General features: G+C 73.3%; 12 protein-coding genes. 3 read left to right on the top strand and 9 right to left on the bottom strand.

The features are described from left to right. Positions 1-77: 77 nt before the first annotated feature. A complete protein-coding gene (locus ACWGIF_RS31025; RefSeq protein WP_453502446.1) occupies positions 78-2,240 on the bottom strand; it encodes a discoidin domain-containing protein in 2,163 nt (720 codons plus the stop codon). 403 nt (positions 2,241-2,643) lie between these two features. Here ACWGIF_RS31025 and ACWGIF_RS31030 point away from each other — a divergent pair, with 403 nt between their 5' ends. Then, positions 2,644-3,198, top strand: coding sequence for a YbaK/EbsC family protein (locus ACWGIF_RS31030; RefSeq protein WP_453502447.1), 555 nt, complete (start codon positions 2,644-2,646; stop codon positions 3,196-3,198). Between the two features lie 18 nt (positions 3,199-3,216). On the opposite strand, the gene ACWGIF_RS31035 is transcribed toward ACWGIF_RS31030, so the two are convergent. Continuing rightward, positions 3,217-3,942, bottom strand: a complete 726-nt coding sequence (locus tag ACWGIF_RS31035; protein ID WP_453502448.1) for a dioxygenase family protein — start codon at positions 3,940-3,942, stop codon at positions 3,217-3,219. Between the two features lie 268 nt (positions 3,943-4,210). On the opposite strand from ACWGIF_RS31035, the gene ACWGIF_RS31040 reads away from it, so the two are divergent. Further along, on the top strand, positions 4,211-4,567 hold the full coding sequence (locus ACWGIF_RS31040) for a VOC family protein (RefSeq protein WP_453502449.1): 357 nt from the start codon (positions 4,211-4,213) through the stop codon (positions 4,565-4,567). A gap of 25 nt (positions 4,568-4,592) precedes the next feature. Here the strand turns inward: ACWGIF_RS31040 and ACWGIF_RS31045 are convergent, their stop codons facing one another. Then, positions 4,593-5,897: an amidohydrolase gene (locus ACWGIF_RS31045; protein WP_453502451.1), complete on the bottom strand. Its 1,305-nt coding sequence runs from the start codon at positions 5,895-5,897 to the stop codon at positions 4,593-4,595. 164 nt (positions 5,898-6,061) lie between these two features. Here ACWGIF_RS31045 and ACWGIF_RS31050 point away from each other — a divergent pair, with 164 nt between their 5' ends. Continuing rightward, a complete protein-coding gene (locus tag ACWGIF_RS31050; RefSeq protein WP_007268044.1) occupies positions 6,062-6,235 on the top strand; it encodes a thiazolylpeptide-type bacteriocin in 174 nt (57 codons plus the stop codon). 83 nt (positions 6,236-6,318) lie between these two features. Here ACWGIF_RS31050 and ACWGIF_RS31055 read toward each other — a convergent pair whose 3' ends face one another. The 6 genes from ACWGIF_RS31055 to ACWGIF_RS31080 all read right to left on the bottom strand — a co-directional run bounded on the left by ACWGIF_RS31055 (position 6,319) and on the right by ACWGIF_RS31080 (position 15,167). Continuing rightward, a complete protein-coding gene (locus ACWGIF_RS31055; protein ID WP_453502454.1) occupies positions 6,319-8,256 on the bottom strand; it encodes a TOMM precursor leader peptide-binding protein in 1,938 nt (645 codons plus the stop codon). After that, a complete protein-coding gene (locus tag ACWGIF_RS31060) occupies positions 8,253-9,008 on the bottom strand; it encodes an ABC transporter permease (protein ID WP_453502455.1) in 756 nt (251 codons plus the stop codon). Before ACWGIF_RS31060 ends, ACWGIF_RS31055 begins: the two co-directional genes overlap by 4 nt. Continuing rightward, entirely contained in the window at positions 9,005-9,973 is a 969-nt protein-coding gene (locus ACWGIF_RS31065; RefSeq protein ID WP_453502456.1) for an ABC transporter ATP-binding protein, read from the bottom strand. The genes ACWGIF_RS31060 and ACWGIF_RS31065 overlap by 4 nt, the downstream gene beginning before the upstream one ends. A gap of 96 nt (positions 9,974-10,069) precedes the next feature. Then, complete coding sequence (locus tag ACWGIF_RS31070) at positions 10,070-11,158, bottom strand: peptidase M50 (RefSeq protein ID WP_453502457.1); 1,089 nt, start codon at positions 11,156-11,158, stop codon at positions 10,070-10,072. Positions 11,159-11,250: 92 nt separating this feature from the next. After that, positions 11,251-12,357: a lantibiotic dehydratase C-terminal domain-containing protein gene (locus ACWGIF_RS31075; RefSeq protein ID WP_453502459.1), complete on the bottom strand. Its 1,107-nt coding sequence runs from the start codon at positions 12,355-12,357 to the stop codon at positions 11,251-11,253. After that, the gene (locus tag ACWGIF_RS31080; RefSeq protein WP_453502460.1) at positions 12,345-15,167 is read right to left on the bottom strand and encodes a lantibiotic dehydratase; all 2,823 of its coding nucleotides are present in this window, start codon (positions 15,165-15,167) and stop codon (positions 12,345-12,347) included. The genes ACWGIF_RS31075 and ACWGIF_RS31080 overlap by 13 nt, the downstream gene beginning before the upstream one ends.

Consider the following 15,167-nt stretch of genomic DNA (forward strand, 5'->3'; position numbering starts at 1 on the left):
GGGCCGGAGCCGGTCACAGGATCAGAGGGTCAGGGGGGCAGAGGGGCAGGGGGGCAGAGGGGTCGGAGCCCCCAGGGTCACGGGAACGAGACGATCGTCGAGGGGACGGTCGAGGTGCCCGAGGTCGGGGCACCCGTACTGTTGATCACGTGCTCGTACTGGCCGTTGCCTCCGAGCGAGACCACCAGCAGGTCGTGGAACTTCACGCCCGGCTTGACCGGGGCCTGGAAGCCGTGGTGCTGGCGGATCGTCGGGTCGACGTTGTAGTAGCAGTAGCTGCCCAGGCCCCAGCCCTCGTGCACGGAGACCGAATCGGCCACCTGGTAGGCCGCGTAGCCCTTGAGGGAGCCGTTCTGGATCGCCGCCTGGTTGGGGGCGTCGTACGCCTTCTCGTTCTGGAAGAAGATCGTCCGGCCGCGTTCGCCGTTCCACTGCACGTCGTACTTGTTGAAGTGCTCCACGAACAGCCCGGTCGCCAGTACGTCGTCCCCGTTGACCCGGAAGCCGTAGTCGGAGCGGTTGGTCTCCCAGCCGACCCCGTCACCGTGGTCGGCCCGCCAGATCCATGTGTGGTCGACGATCGTGTCGTGGCTGTTGACGACCATGCCGAGCGTGGCCTTCCCCGGGCCCGCGCCGCCGACGCGGATGAAGACGTCCTGCACGGTGGTCGGGTCGGCGGCGTGGTCCGCGCCGGCGCCGGCCGGGCCGATCTCCAGCAGTGTCGGCGAGTTGACCGGACCCGCGTCGATCAGGAATCCGGCCAGCCGCACCCCGTCGACGTCGGCGACCTTCATGGCGGTCACACCGTTGTCCGGTATGACGGTGGCGAGGCCGAGACCCAGGACCACGGTGCCGGGCCGGTTCACCTGGATGGTCCGGTCGACGTGGTAGACGCCGGGGGTGAACAGCAGGTGCAGACCCTGGGCCAGCGCCTGGTTGATCGTCGCCGCGCTCGCGCCCGGCTTGACCACGTAGAACTGGCTGAGCGGAATCGAGCTGCCCTGCGGTGCGGTCCCGTTGCCCCAGGAGGTGCCGCGCGCGTTCACGCGCTTGGCCGGGACGAAGACCTTGTAGTCGTTGCCGTCGAGGTAGAGGAAGGGCTTCTCCCGGGAGATCGGGGTGGTGTCGAGGGTGGTGTACGGCGGGTTCGGGAAGCCCTGGGCGGGCGCGCCCTGGGTGCCGGAGAAGACCTGGTTCCACACGCCGTTGGACCAGCCGCCGATCGAGCTGTCACGGGTGTACCACTGCTGCTGGGAGTAGTTGCCCACCTGGCCGTCGATCTTCGAGTCCGCGATGTAGCCGCCGGAGGCCCAGCCGTAGCCGTCCGGGGCGAGGTTGAGGCCGCCCTTGACGTGCATCCGGCGGAAGGGGGCCGCCTGGGAGACGGCCCAGCGGTCGGTGCCGTTGACCGGGTTGAGGGCCAGGTTCTCGGCGGAGCGCCAGAAGTTCTGCGTGGCGTTGCCGTTGAACCAGCCCGCGTCGACGGTCACGTCACCGTTGATGGTGGTGTCGTCGGGGCTCAGTCCCAGGCCGGAGATGGAGGTGTAGAAGCCGATCTGGGCGTTGAGGCCGTTGTACGTGCCCGGCTTGAAGAGGAACTGGTAGCGGCCGGTGCCGAACTGCGCGGACTCCTGCTGCTGGAAGACCTGGTCCAGCCTGGCCTGGATGTTCGGGGTGGAGGGGTCGAAGACGATCACGTTCGGGCCGAGGTCGCCGCCACCGGGGAGGGTGGGGCCGGTGTCCGTGGTGCCGTACACCTGGAACTCCCAGAGCGAGTAGCCCCAGGCGGTGGCGCGCTGGGTGCCGTACACCCGCACGTAGCGGGCGGTGCCGGTGACGTCGAGGGTCTGGACGCCGCCGGGACCGGTGGCGGTGGAGTAGGCGGTGGTCCAGGCGGAGCCGTCCGTGGACAGCTCGATCCGGTACGCCTTCGCGTGGGCGGTCTCCCAGCGCAGCACCACCTGGCTGAGCTGGGCCGGGGCGCCGAGATCGACCTGTATCCACTGCGGGTCGGCGAACTGGCTCGACCAGCGGGTGCCGTTGTCGCCGTCGACGGCGGCGAAGGCGGGGGTGCCGGCGCCTTCGGTGCTGGAGGCGGTGGCGGGCTTGCCCTGCGAGAGCAGGGCCGGGGCCGCCTCGGCGGTGGCACTGCCGGGCAGCAGCACCAGGAGGGCCGCTACGAGGGTTGCGGCGAGGGCCGCCGCGAGGGATCGCGGGGGATGTGTGGGGGCGAGGGGCATACGGAGTGCTCCTGACGTCGTGGATCCGTGGGGGGATCGAAGCGTGAGTGAACTGCCCGCCAGGGAGGCCGTCAAGGGCTTGAGCGTTCATGAAGCGAAGGCCCGACGGTGTGTCACATGCAGATCAGGCCTGTGAACTTGGGGTTTCTTCAATCCTTGTGAAAAGTGTTGACGAAAAAAATTCCCACCGCTGTACTGAGGATCCGGCCGCTCCGTCCAGCCGCCCCCTCCGACTCCGGCACGGCTGGGCGGGGCGGCCTCAGGCCTTCGGGAAATGACCCTGCATGGGGGCTGCTCTCCGTTGAGCCTTCGAAGCTTGACGTCAGGGCATCTGGGCCCCGCGGGCCGCGGCTCCTGGCGCGGAGGGCGGCAGGTGCTTCGCAGGCGGTGTTAGCGTGCGGGCATGCGTGCTCCCATCGGGCCCTTCGACAACGCCGTGCCCGCACCCGACTGTCTCGACGAGCTCACCCCGCCCGTGGCGGGGGCCGTCCGCGCCTGGCGGGGAGACGTACCCGCCGGGCTGATCCTCTACGTCGACACCGACCCCGCCATCGCCGACACCACCGCCTTCGTCGCGCACTTCGGGCAGGACCTGCTCGACCAGTCGGCGAACTGCGTGGTCGTCGCCGCCAAGCGCGGCGGTCAGACCACCTTCGCGGCCTGCCTGGTGCCCTCCGCCGGACGGGTCGACGTGAACGGCGCCGTCCGGCGCCGCCTGGGGGCCCGCAAGGTGTCCTTCGCCCCGATGGAGACAGCGGTCGAGCTGACGGGCATGGAGTACGGCGGTATCACCCCGCTGGGGCTGCCGGAGGACTGGCCGCTGCTGGTGGACGCGGCCGTCCGCGACATGCCGTATGTGCTGGTCGGCAGCGGGCGCCGCCGCGGGAAGCTCATCGCGCCCGGGAAGCTGCTCGCGGAACTCCCCCGCGCCGAGCTGATCGAGGGCCTCGCCGTCTGACGGAGGGACGCCACGGGATCAGGCGATGCCCACGGTGTACACGGCGCGGTAGCCGCCGCCGTCGACCACGGGAGCCAGCGTCATCGCGGCGCCGGACTCCTTGAAGCGGCTGTCGCGGGTGTTGGGGTGCTTCGGCGCGTCGCGGCGGGCGTACGGCTGGAGCGCGTACACCTTCAGCAGGAGGTCCTCGGGGAAGAAGAACTGCGAGGTCGTCTCGGTGCGCCGGTCGGGGCGCACCTTGAAGTGGATGTGCGGCGCCAGCCCCGCGTACCAGCCGGGGACGATCGTGCGGAACGTACACCGGCCGGCGGCGTCCGTGACCTGGGTGCCCCGCAGGAAGGTGGCCCCGTCCGTGGAGTATGCGCCCGAGACGTCGGCGTGCCACACGTCGACGGCCGCGCCCTCGACCGGGCGGCAGCCGGACGCCGCCCCGACCACCGTCAGGTCCAGCCGGAACGGCACGCCGTCCCGGCCCTCCGTGATGTCCGACCGGACCCGGTCGAGGTCGAGGTAGTACGGGCCCGCGCCCGTCTCCGTGGCGAGCACACAGGCCGGGGTGCTCCTGGCGGACGCCGGGGATGACGGTGTCGTCGGGGCCTGGGGCGCGGGGGCCGAGGGCCGCGCTGCCGCCTCCCGGGTGCCGGACGGGCCCGAGCAGGCCGCCGCCAGCGCCGCCCCCGCGGCCGATCCGGCGGCCAGAAGAACCGCACGGCGGCTGGTCCCGGAGATGCCGTTCTCGGTCATGCGAACCCCTCGCGCGCTCCTGGGGCCGTCGCGCGGGACGGCCACCGACCGCGCCCACCGTGCCGCAGCGCGGGCGCTGCGACCAGTACCGACACGCCCCGGCGCCACTCCGGCTCCGTCGTCCCGCTCGCCGGCACCCGTGCACCCGCGCAGCCGCGCACCGCATGCCGAGAGCCCGTCCGGACGGCGCGGGTCCTGCTAGCCGCCTGTGTCCGGCCGGACGGCGTGGGTGTGTCCGGACGGTGACCGCGGCGCCTACGCTCGGCCCATGGCATTGGAGTGGGAGCAGATCGTCATCGACGCCGGGGACCCGGTCGCCCTGGGCCGCTGGTGGGCGCAGGCCCTGGGATGGGTCGTCGTGAACGACTCACCGGACGAGTACGAGATCCGCCCGGCTCCCGAACGGCTGCCGGGGCTGCTGTTCGGGTCGGTACCGGAGGCCAAGACGTCGAAGAACCGCCTCCACCTCGACTTCCGCCCGGACGACCAGGACGCGGAGGTACAGCGCCTGCTGGGGCTGGGCGCGCGCCGCGCCGACGTCGGGCAGGGCGACGAGGTGACGTGGGTCGTGCTCGCCGACCCGGAGGGCAACGAATTCTGCGTCCTGGCCCCGCGCCGCGCCTGACCCGGCGTTCACCTGACCCTGGCGTTCACCGGCCCCGGACTCGACCGACACGATCCGAAAGACGCACGCCCTGAGGGGAGCCGAGCCGTGCCAGTGCCCCGCTGGTCAGGGCGCGGATGCCGGACGGCAGGGCGGTGCGCACGTCGGGGGCGAAGTCCGGGGCGTGGTTGGCCGGCAGGGCCGCCAGTCTCTCGGCCGCCGTCGTGCCGGGGGCGCGGGACCAGGCGGCCGGGCCGACCGTGCCCAGCATCCAGTAGCCGAGCCTGATGCCCCGCTCACCGTGCACGTCCAGGCCCGCGTCGCCGAACAGGGCGAAGTCCTCGGTCGCGAGCGAGGGCGGCCACATCGCCACCCGCTCCGGTCCGAACTCGGCCGTGTGTGCCTCCCGTAGGGCCGCCGTCGTTGCCGGATCGGGGTGGGTGACGGGCGAGTCGGAGAGCCGGACGATCTCGGGTTCCCGGGGGCAGGCCGCGGCCGCGCACTCGGCGCGCACGATCCGCTCCACGGCCTCGGCGGCCCGCGCCAGCGAGGCCTCGCTCACCGCCCGGACGGTGAGGGCCAGTTCGGCGCGGTCCGGGATGACGTTCGCCCGGTCTCCGGCACGGAACGAGCCGACGGTCACCGCCACTTGTTCCGCCGGGGCGGCCTCCCGCGCCACCACCGTCTGGAGCCGGGTCACCACGTGAGCCGCCGCCACCACCGGGTCCACGGCGAGGTGCGGGGCTCCCGCGTGCCCGCCGCGTCCGTGCACCACCACCCGGAAGGTGACGCTGCCGGCCGTCATGGGGCCGTACCCGTGCGCCACCATCCCGGCCGGCAGCGGGGCGGCGTGCTGGGCCAGTACGTCGTCCGGCCGGCCGCACCGCCGGTAGAGACCGTCGGCCAGCATCGCCCGGGCTCCCTCCAGTGTCTCCTCGGCCGGCTGCCCGGCCACCAGGAGCGTGCCGCGCCAGGCCTGCGGCGCCTCCGCCAGCAGGGTGGCGGCGCCCGCCGCCGCGGCCAGGTGCAGATCGTGCCCGCAGGCGTGCGCCGCCTCGCCGTCGGCCGCGTACGGCAGTCCGCTCGTCTCCCGCACCGGCAGGGCGTCGAGTTCGGCCCGCAGCAGGACGGTGGGGCCGTCACCGTTGCGCAGGACACCGGCCACTCCGTGTCCGCCGATGCCGCGCGTGGTCGCGTACCCCGCCGCCTCCAGCCGGCCGGCGAAGCGGTCCGCCGTACGCCGTTCCGCCCCCGACAGCTCCGGGTCCCGGTGCAGTTCCAGGTAGAAGGTCGTCAGGTCGTGCAGGTGCGCGTCCAGTCGGTCGAGCGGTGTGGGTGCGTGGCCGGTCATGCCGTCATGATCGGCCGGCGCTGCGGGAGCGGGAACGACAGGGCGCTGACACGTCGTGTCAGAGGAGTGTCAGCGGCACGACGGGTCCGGTGACGGCGGCACCGGCTCTGATGAGGGCAGGCACGGCGCAGGCCGGTGCCGTCCCCGCACCAGAAGGAGTCATCATGGAGAAGTCGCCGCTCGCCTCGCTCGCGGACGAGATCCTGGAGCTGGAGTCCGAGACCTTCGAGATCTCCGACTACTCGGACGCCAGCGAGGTCGTGCTCGCCGGTTCCACGAGCTGCAGCTCCACCTCGACCTGTTCCTCGACCACCAGCACCACCTCCTGCTCCGCCTGACCCGTCAGGCAGCAGACGCACGGATGCCCCGGCCCTCGCCCGCGCGAGGACCGGGGCATCCGCCCGCCAGGGGCGTGCGACGCCTACGGGAACGGGTGCGGAACCATGCGGATGTCGGCGTCGGTGAGGTCGGCCGGGCGCAGCCCCGCCCGCCGCGGCGCGCTCCGCAGCCGCGGCAGGTACGGGGCCCGCTGACGGGACCAGCCGAAGTCGATCGGCACCAGTCCCGGCACCACCGCGCACACGGTGTGCAGACCGATCCGCCGCTGCTCCGGCGTGGTCTGGTCGACGACGACGACGTCGTGCCCGGCCCGCACCAACGCGTCGACGCAGACCTGCAGATCGTCGCGCAGGTCACCGGTGCGGGGCCGCCCGTGCTCCGTCCAGGACCGGTACACGTCGTCCATCGCGCGCACGGCCACCGGCTCCCGGTAGGGCCGTACGTGCTCCGCCATCGCGGGCAGCCCGTACAGCTGGGCGTGGTCCTTCAGGTGCCGCACCCGGCTGAAGTCGTGCGCCATGGCCTCCAGTTCGCCCCGGCGCTCCTCGACCTGGCGGGGCAGGTGCGGAATGTACGTGAGCACCTCGGACAGCGCGGCCTCGACCGCCGTGGCGGGGTCGAGCGCGGCGCCGGCGCCGAAGGAGAACAGCCCGGGGCCGCCGTCGCGCCGCACCGCGAGCCCGGTCACCACCGGGACGGCCAGGTCGATGCGGTTGTCGAAGGCGTGCACGTCGTATCCCTGCAGGGCCGCCCGGTCGGCCATCGTGCGCACCGCCGCTCCCGGTACCGTCGCCAAGTCGATCTCGGTGAGTGGCAGTCCCGCGTACCAGGCGATCAGGAACGCGTCCCGCTCCACGAGTTCGAGCAGGGCGCCGAGCAGCGCCTCCTCCGGGCAGCTGCCGATCGCGCAGCCGTTGGAGCACTCGAAGACGAAGTTGTCGGCGGCGAGCCCCGCGCTGTAGTGCACCAGCCGGGCCGGGACCAGGACGGGCCGGTCGTCGCGCAGCGAGTGCCCGTACACCCACGGGATGGGCCGCTCCGGGTCGAACGGGGACACGAGCGGGTCGTCGCGGTAGGTCTCGGGGGCGTAGAACCCGCACGTGGCCGGGTCGAGCGCGCGCTCGCCCAGTTCCGCGTAGGAGGCGGTGAGCAAGGTGTTCCCGGTGCGGCGGTGGGTTCCCGCGTACCGTTCCAGTCCCTCCAGGTAGGCGAGGTCGCGGCTCGCGGTGAAGCTGTTGGCCTGCCCGCTCCATGTGACGTCCGTCAGTCCCGCGTACCCGCGCATGAAGACGCTCCCCGCGACCGGTGCGGTGGTCGGCGAGGTGACGTTGAGCCAGGTGCCGCCGCCGAGCACCCCCGTCACCGGATTGGCCAGCGCCTCGTACGGCATCGGGTAGGAGGACGCGGCCCGCAGCCGCTGTGCGGCGGGCTCGGGCTTGGGCCGGGCCGCGGGCACGAAGGGCTGCGGGGCGTCGGCGCCCCGGGGACCGCAGTCGGGGCACAGCGGGTCGGCCAGCAGCGGATACGTCCGGATCCGCAGCGTCTCCAGGTCCAGCCGGGACACCTGGGGCAGCGCCCGGTCGGCCGCCGCTCCGGCGGGTGCGCCGACCCGGCCGCCGTGGACGGCCGCGTGCAGCGCGTACACGGCGTCGTGCGCGTACGGCGACAGCCGCGGCCACTCGGGACCGGCGGGCGTGCCCGGTCCGCTGCCGGTCTCCAGCGCGTCGCGCTCGCTGCGGCTGCGCAGCCGCTGGCGGCGCATGGCCAGGCACTGGCCGCACGCCGGCGCGGAGCCGTCGCCGCCCCACGGGCCGACGAGTACCTCCCGGGCCGTGAGGTGCACGGTCGCGCCCGGCCGGACCGCCGCGAACGGGTCGGCGGCGCGCGGCCCCAGGGCGTCGTGGACGCCCAGGGTCACCACGACGGCGCCGAGCGGCTCCATCGCCCGGGCGAGCTCCCGCCGGGCCGCCTCCAGGTGAGTCCCGTCGGGGGCGAGCGGACGTACCGGGGTCGTCGTCATGTCCGGTTGCTCCAGCGGAAGGTCTTCAGCCCGATCGCGCCGAAGAGGAGGGCGAAGCCGAGCAGTACGGCGCAGCCGGTGCCGATGGCGGCGAGGGATCCGGTGCCGGTGAGCGCACCGGTCGCCGCGTCGTTCATGTACCGCAGCGGCAGCGCGAGCGAGACCGACTGGAGCCACGACGGCATCATGTCCAGCGGCAGGAACGAGCCGGACAGGAAGGCCATCGGCACCATCAGGCAGTTGGCGATGGCTGCGACGGCCTCCGGGGTGTTCGCGTACGTGCCGACGATCACGCCGATGGCGAGGAAAGCGGTGATCCCGAGGACGAGAGCGGGCAGCACCAGGGGCCAGCGCCCGTCCAGGACCAGCCCGAAGCCGGGAAGCATCGCCACCGCGACGAACACGGCCGCCTGCACCACACCCACGGCCAGGGCCAGCACGTACCGCGACGCGAGCACGGTCGTGAGCGGGGTCGGCGTCAGCCGGATCAGCCGCAGCAGGTCGTCGCGCCGCCACTGCATCAGGGTGAAGGCCATGCCGAAGACGGCCGCGTTGGCGACGCCCCACGACATCACCCCGGGCGCGATGTACGAGATGTAGGGGCGGCCGGTCTCCTCGACCTCCTGCCCGCTGAAGATCAGGCCGAAGACGACCAGGAACAGCAGCGGGAAGGCGAAGGTGAAGAAGAGGGTGGCCTTGTCCCGGACCTGCGCCCGGTAGCCGGCCGCGGTCAGGGCCGTGTATGCGCTCATGCCTGGTGCTCCGTCTGCGTGTGGGGGCCGGCCTGGGGGCCGATGTGTGCGGCGCCGGTGAGTTCGAGGTAGACGTCCTCCAGCGTCGCCGTACGGGTCATCACCCCGTCCAGTCCGGTGAGTGCGTCCACGGCCTGGAGCACCTTGCCGGGCGCCGAGGTCTCCAGCACCAGGGAGCCGCCCTGGAGGGTGGCCCGGTCCACGCCGGGCAGCGCCGCTGCCTCCTCGACGCCGAGCCGGCCCACCGGCAGCAGCAGGCGCGACGGTGCGCCGGCCGCGGTGACCAGCCGGTGCGGCGAGTCGAGGGCGGCGATCCTGCCGCCGACGAGGATCGCGACGCGGTCGCACAACGCCTCGGCCTCGTCGAGGTGGTGGGTCGTGTAGACGATCGTGCGGCCCTGGCTCTTGAGGGCGCGCAGCACCTCCCACAGATCGCGGCGGGCCTGCGGGTCCAGGGCGGCCGTCGGCTCGTCCAGGAAGATCAGCTCCGGGCTGTGGACGAGGGCGGAGGCGATGGCCAGGCGCTGGCGCTGGCCGCCGGAGAGGTTCTCCACCATGACGTCCCGCTGCCCGGTGAGCCCGACGCTCTCCAGCGTGCGGTCCGCGGCCGCCGGGTCGCAGCGGTACAGGCCGGCGACCGTCGCCAGGTGCTCGCGCGCGCTCTGCCGTACGAAGAACGCCGAGGCCTGGGTCTGCACGCCCATCCGGGGCAGCAGCGCGGTGTTGCGGGGCCAGGGGCTCTGGCCGAGGACGCGGACCGTGCCGTCGTCGGCCTGCCGCAGCCCCTCCATGATCTCGATGAGGGTGGTCTTGCCCGCCCCGTTGGGGCCGAGCAGTCCGAAGAACTCGCCGCGGTGCACGTCGAGGGACACCCCGTCCACCGCTCGGCGGTCGCCGTAGCGTTTGTGTACGTCCTGGACGGCGATGGCCGGGGAGTCGGGGGGCTGGGTGCTGTCAGTCGTCATGGGTCGTGCGTCCCTCTGTGTCTGTCGTGCTCTGTCTTCGGGCTCTGTCTTCGGGCCGGCGTCTCGCCGGTCCTGCCGGTGATCCGCTTCGTGGGGTCAGGTGGTGACGGCGTACCAGACGGCTCCCGTCAGGCCGGCCGCCAGCAGCAGCACGAGTACGGCGGAGCCGAGGGCGTATCCGAGGTAGAGGCGGCGGGCGCGCGGCGGGTAGGCGGCGGCCGCCGCCCGGTCGCGCATCCGCAGGCGCAGGTACCCCGAACTGGCGGGAGCCAGCCGCGTCACGCGCAGGCCGTGGCCGAGCATGGTGTAGCCGTCCAAGGGGGGCAGCGGGATCAGGTTGACGAGCGCCTGCGCACTGCCGATGAGCAGGAGCGCGGCGAGCACCCTCCGGGTGGGGTCGCCTGCGGGCAGCGCCGCCCACCAGCCGAAGAACGGCAGCAGGAAGAGCAGGTTGGCGAAGGCGCCCGCGGCGGCGACCGCCAGCTGGTGCCGGCGTCGTTCCAGGAAGCGGTAGTTGTCGACGGTGCAGTACATGATGGCGACGGGCAGCCGCCACCGCAGCCCGATCTCGCCGACGGTGCCGCCGACGTGCCGGGCCGCGACGCCGTGCGCGAACTCGTGCAGGGCCGTGCTCAGCCACATGAGGGTGGCCACGGCCAGCAGGGGCACCGGATGTCGCAGCAACCATCCGAAGGAGGCGGTGAGTTCGCCCAACGACACGGCGAGCGCGGTCTCCATCGCCAGGCAGCCGAGCAGCAGGACGCCGAGCACCGCGGGGCGCAGCAGCGGGCGCAGCGCGCGGTGCAGCCGGGCCGTGGTGGCGTCGGCGTCCGCGACCAGGCGGAGCGTCCCGCGGAGCAGGGTGCCCTCCAGCGGCTTGCCGGGCGGCGCGGGTGCGGGCGGCGGTGGGCCGCCGGCGAGCAGCCGGCGGGTGCCGAGCAGCGTCAGCAGCTGCTGCCAGTTGGCCTCGCCGAGCCGCCGCCCGAAGACGTGCGCGTACTCGGCGCCGATCTCGGCCAGGCTGCGCGAGCCGTCCAGCCGCGAGACGAGGAAGTACTCCCTGGGCCCGATCTCGAACGAGGCCCCGGACAGCGGGTCCTTGACCAGATGGACGGTCGCCGGCCCGTCGAGCAGCGGCGCGGACAACAGGACCTCCGGCCGCAGGGCGGGCCGGTGCCCCAGCACCCCCCCGGTCCCCCGAGTGGACGCGAAGGACGCGGAGGAGGCCGACGAGGCCGACGAGGCCGACGAGGCCGACGAGGCCGACGAAGCGCCGGTCACGGGGTGACCGCCGCGCCCTCGGTCCGGCTCACGGTCCGGCCCTCGCTCTCCCTCTCGCTTTCACGCAGCACACGGCCCAGCAGGTGGGCGAGGTACGCCTCGTCGCGGATGGTGACGTGGAGCCGGTTGTTGGTCATGTGCATGTACGGGGAGAGCAGCAACGGCAGGGCCTGGCCGGGATCCGTCACCTGCTCGTCACGGGTGCCGTCCCAGGAGCGGAAGACCAGGTCCCCGGCGACGGCGAGCGCCTCGGCGCGCTCGCGCAGCTCCCGGCAGTGCTCCGCCCACCCGGCCAGGAAGGCCGGGAGCCGGCCGGTTTCCCCGGAGGCGAGCGCCTCGCGCACGGCGGCGAAGCGGCGGCCGAGCCCGGGCGCCGTCTGCCCGTAGGTCCGGTCGTATTCCTCGGACCCGATGAACCCGGTACCGGGAAAGGCCTGGTGCCAGAACGTGTAATACCGGTCGAGATATCCCGCCAGTTCTTCGCGGTCCGGCAGGAAGACGCCCGCCATGACCATCATCAGCTGGGCGGAGGTGCCCAGCAGGACGGTCCGCAGGTGCAGGTTCATGCGGTGCAGGGCGTCGATGACCAGATCGCTGGAGCGGGCGAAGTGCCATTCGGCGAGTTCGACGCCCGCGGGGCCGCCGTACTTTCCGAATTCGGGCTCGTACGGTTCCCGGGAGTACGAATTGTTCGGCCGCAGGTTCATCCGGCCGTCGGAGCCCATGAAGGCGGCCCGGTCGCCCTCCGGGAACTCTATGTCGAAGAGCGTGTTGTAGAACTCGTTGAGGAACCCGGAGTCGACTTCGTACAGGGCCGGGCGGGCCTTCAGGAACGCGGCGACGGCCTCCTCGGCGCGGCGCCGCACCTCGGGCGCGGCCTCGGGTGTCGCCGGGCGCAGCCGCAGTCGCACGTGTGGACCCTCCAGCCAGTAGTTGATGAAGAAGTGCCCGGCGAGCAGACCGTCGGCGGTGAGCCCGGCGATCAGCGGCCGGACGCACTGCACGAGCAGTGGCTGCGGGTTGGCGGCGTAGAAGATGTGCAGGGCCTGCCAGGCGCCGCGGGTCTCGGCGCGTGCGCCGGTGGACGGGGTCAGCTCGGACATCGGGTGCCGCCTTCCTGGTCTGCCTGGTCTTCCCGGTCGTCCAGGTCGTCTTGGTCTTCCAGGTCGCCCTGGTCTCGGGTGGTCGTGGTGAAGGTCTCGACGGCCAGTTCGGCGACGTGGGCGCCGTGCGCCGAGTGCACGTGCAGGCCGTCGGAGTCGGGGAGCATCTCGCGGAACACGACCCGGTGCGCCGGCTCGCGCAGCAGCGTCTCGAAGGCCGCGAGTGAGAGGAGGCTGGCGAAGTCGACGTACTGCGGCTTGGCCCCGGCGGCCGAGGGGCCGGCCGAGACGGTCGCGAACACCTGTTCCGGCAGGCCGTGGGCGCGGCGCCAGCGCTGCCAGTCGAGGAAGTGTCCGGCCTCCTGCGCCCCCTGGACGGGCAGGTCGCCCGCCGTGGTGGTCCAGCTGCGGCGGCTGAGCACGACGTCGCCGTGGACCACCCGGGGCCGGGAGGTCACGTTGTCCCGCACGTCGCCCTCCGGTACGCCCACCCACACGTCGAGCGGCGACATCGACGACGGGGACAGCAGCAGGAGCGTGCGCGGGATCGCGGGAAGCGCGAGCGGCACCAGGTAGCCGAGGTAGACGGGGATCACCTCGCATCCCAGCCGGTGTGAACGCAGGACCACCCGGCCGGTCCGCGGCACGTGCTCGGCGTAGAGGTCGTCCAGGTGCAGCCGGCGCTCCGGCGGGAGCGTGCCGCTTTCGCCCGGGCAGACGATCTCGTAGTCGGTGAGCCGGCCGTGCAGATTGAGGTTGGTGGTGGCCGGCCCGCCGGTGACCTCGGCGAAGACCGCGCCGGCCGGGGTGACGCGGCCTGCCGTGGCCCGCAGTGCGCCGGAGAAGTCGGTGGCCGGCCCGCCCTGCTCGTCGTAGACGTGCGTGAACCGGCTGAAGGGGAAGGAAAGTCCGCCGTACGAGCGGTTCAGCAGGGTCAGCGGGCTGCCGTCGGCGGGATCGCGGGCGAGCTGGAGGTGGTGGCAGCGCGGCGCGAAGTCCGGCGTCACCGGGTCGAGTTCGGAAGCGACCGCCGCCAGGTCCGCCTCGCCGAGGCGCAGGACGGCCGGCTGCGCGCCGACGGCCCCGTGCGCACCCCCGTGCGCACCCCCGTGCGCACCCTCGTACGCCGCCCAGGCCTGGCGCATCCGGCCGATGAACGCCCGGCGCGCCGCGTCCAGGGCCCGGATGCCCGGCAGGCCCAGCCAGTTCTCCTCCGGAACGTACTCACCGCGCTCGTCGAAGGGTCTGCGCCGTGCGGTGAACGACAGGTATTGGTCGAAGAAGTCCTCGTGGAAGTCGTGCACGAGCCCGAGGAGGTCCTCGCAGCGGCCGCCGGCGCCGTACCGCGCGGTGAAGAACCCCTCGAAGGTGATCCGCTGGGCGAGTGTGAGGTCGAAGGCCGGCAGGATCCGTTCGACCGAGCGCAGCGCCGTCCAGTCGCGGGGCGGGCAGGGCAGGTCGCTGCCGGCGCTCACGTCCTCGTACAGCAGTGTCTGCGGCAGGGCGGCGTCCGGTGCGCCGAGTTCCTCCTGGGCCCGGCACAGTCCGGTGCGCAGCACCCGCAGCAGCCTGGCCCGTTCCGCGTGCCCGGCCGCCGGGTAGCCGGCCAGGGCCGCGGCGGGCGCTTCGAGCAGGGCGGCGAGGCGGTCGGCCCAGGGCCGCTCCAGCGAGGCCAGCGACTGCTGGAAGGACCGCAGCGGGTCCCCGCTGTGCACCTGGGTGTCCAGGCAGGGCACGCGCACCATGCCCAGCTGGAGGAGGGCGGAGACGTACGCCTCGCAGTCGGCGGGGTCGGCCGCGTGCTCGGCGGCCAGCCAGTCGGTCAGGTCCCGGTGCCGCAGCTCGGACCGCTCGGCGAACAGGCCGAGGAGACGGTCGAGGGTGCCGCTGCGGCGCAGGAAGAACAGCCGGTCCTTGACCGCGTCGAAGGTGACGGCGGCCGCGTCGTCACCCGCGGTGACCGAGCGCCGCACGTAGCGGATCCGGTCCTCCTCGTGGCCCCAGCCCGAGGCCGGGCGCAGCGGCAGGTCCCGGCGGCGCACGGGATCGGCCAGGATCAGCTCCGCGAGCCGGGCGAGGACCACGACGTTGAGCCGCACGTGGCTGCTCCACTCGTCGGCCACCCGCATCCCGCCCGCTGCGGCGCCGTCCGTGAAGCGGCCGGTCGCCACGGCGGTGAAGGTGCTGAACGGGCTCGTCTTGCAGGCCGTCCGGTAGACGTACGAGAGGACCGACCGCTCAGCCTTGCGGGCCCGCCCGTTCGGTGCGCCCTCGGCGCGCGCGTACCCGTCGAGCTGCCCTTCGAGCACGGGCGAGGCCAGCAGCAGGCCGAGCCGCAGCCGGTCGCCGGCCACCAGCCGCCGCAGTGCGGCCCGGTTGCGGGACAGATCCGCGGTGAGCAGCGACGGGCCTTCGGCCAGCATCTTGTCCAGCAGCCGGCGCCGGTGCAACCAGCCGGCCAACTGCTCTGCGGCGGCCTCGTCCACGGCCGCGACGGCCTCCACGGCCGTCTCCGTCGACGCGTCCGGCCGGGCCGGCAGCCGGTCGTTGTGGATCTGGCGGCGCAGCCGCAGCAGTGCGCGGCGCTGGGCCGCGCCCGGGCCGTCCGGCGCCGGATCGGTGGCCCCGACGACCGCGTGGAGCACGTTGCCCAGCCGCTCGGCGCCCTCGCGCAGTCCCGCCTCGGCGGTGAGGACGTCCCCGGCCCAGCGGCGGGTGTCCCCGGCGCGCAGATCGTCGACGGCGCGCAGCGCGAGCCCCGCGACGCGCAGCATGAAGAGGTCGCCCACATGCCATGCGGTGGTGTTCAT

The organism is Streptomyces sp. NPDC054849 (assembly GCF_053610945.1).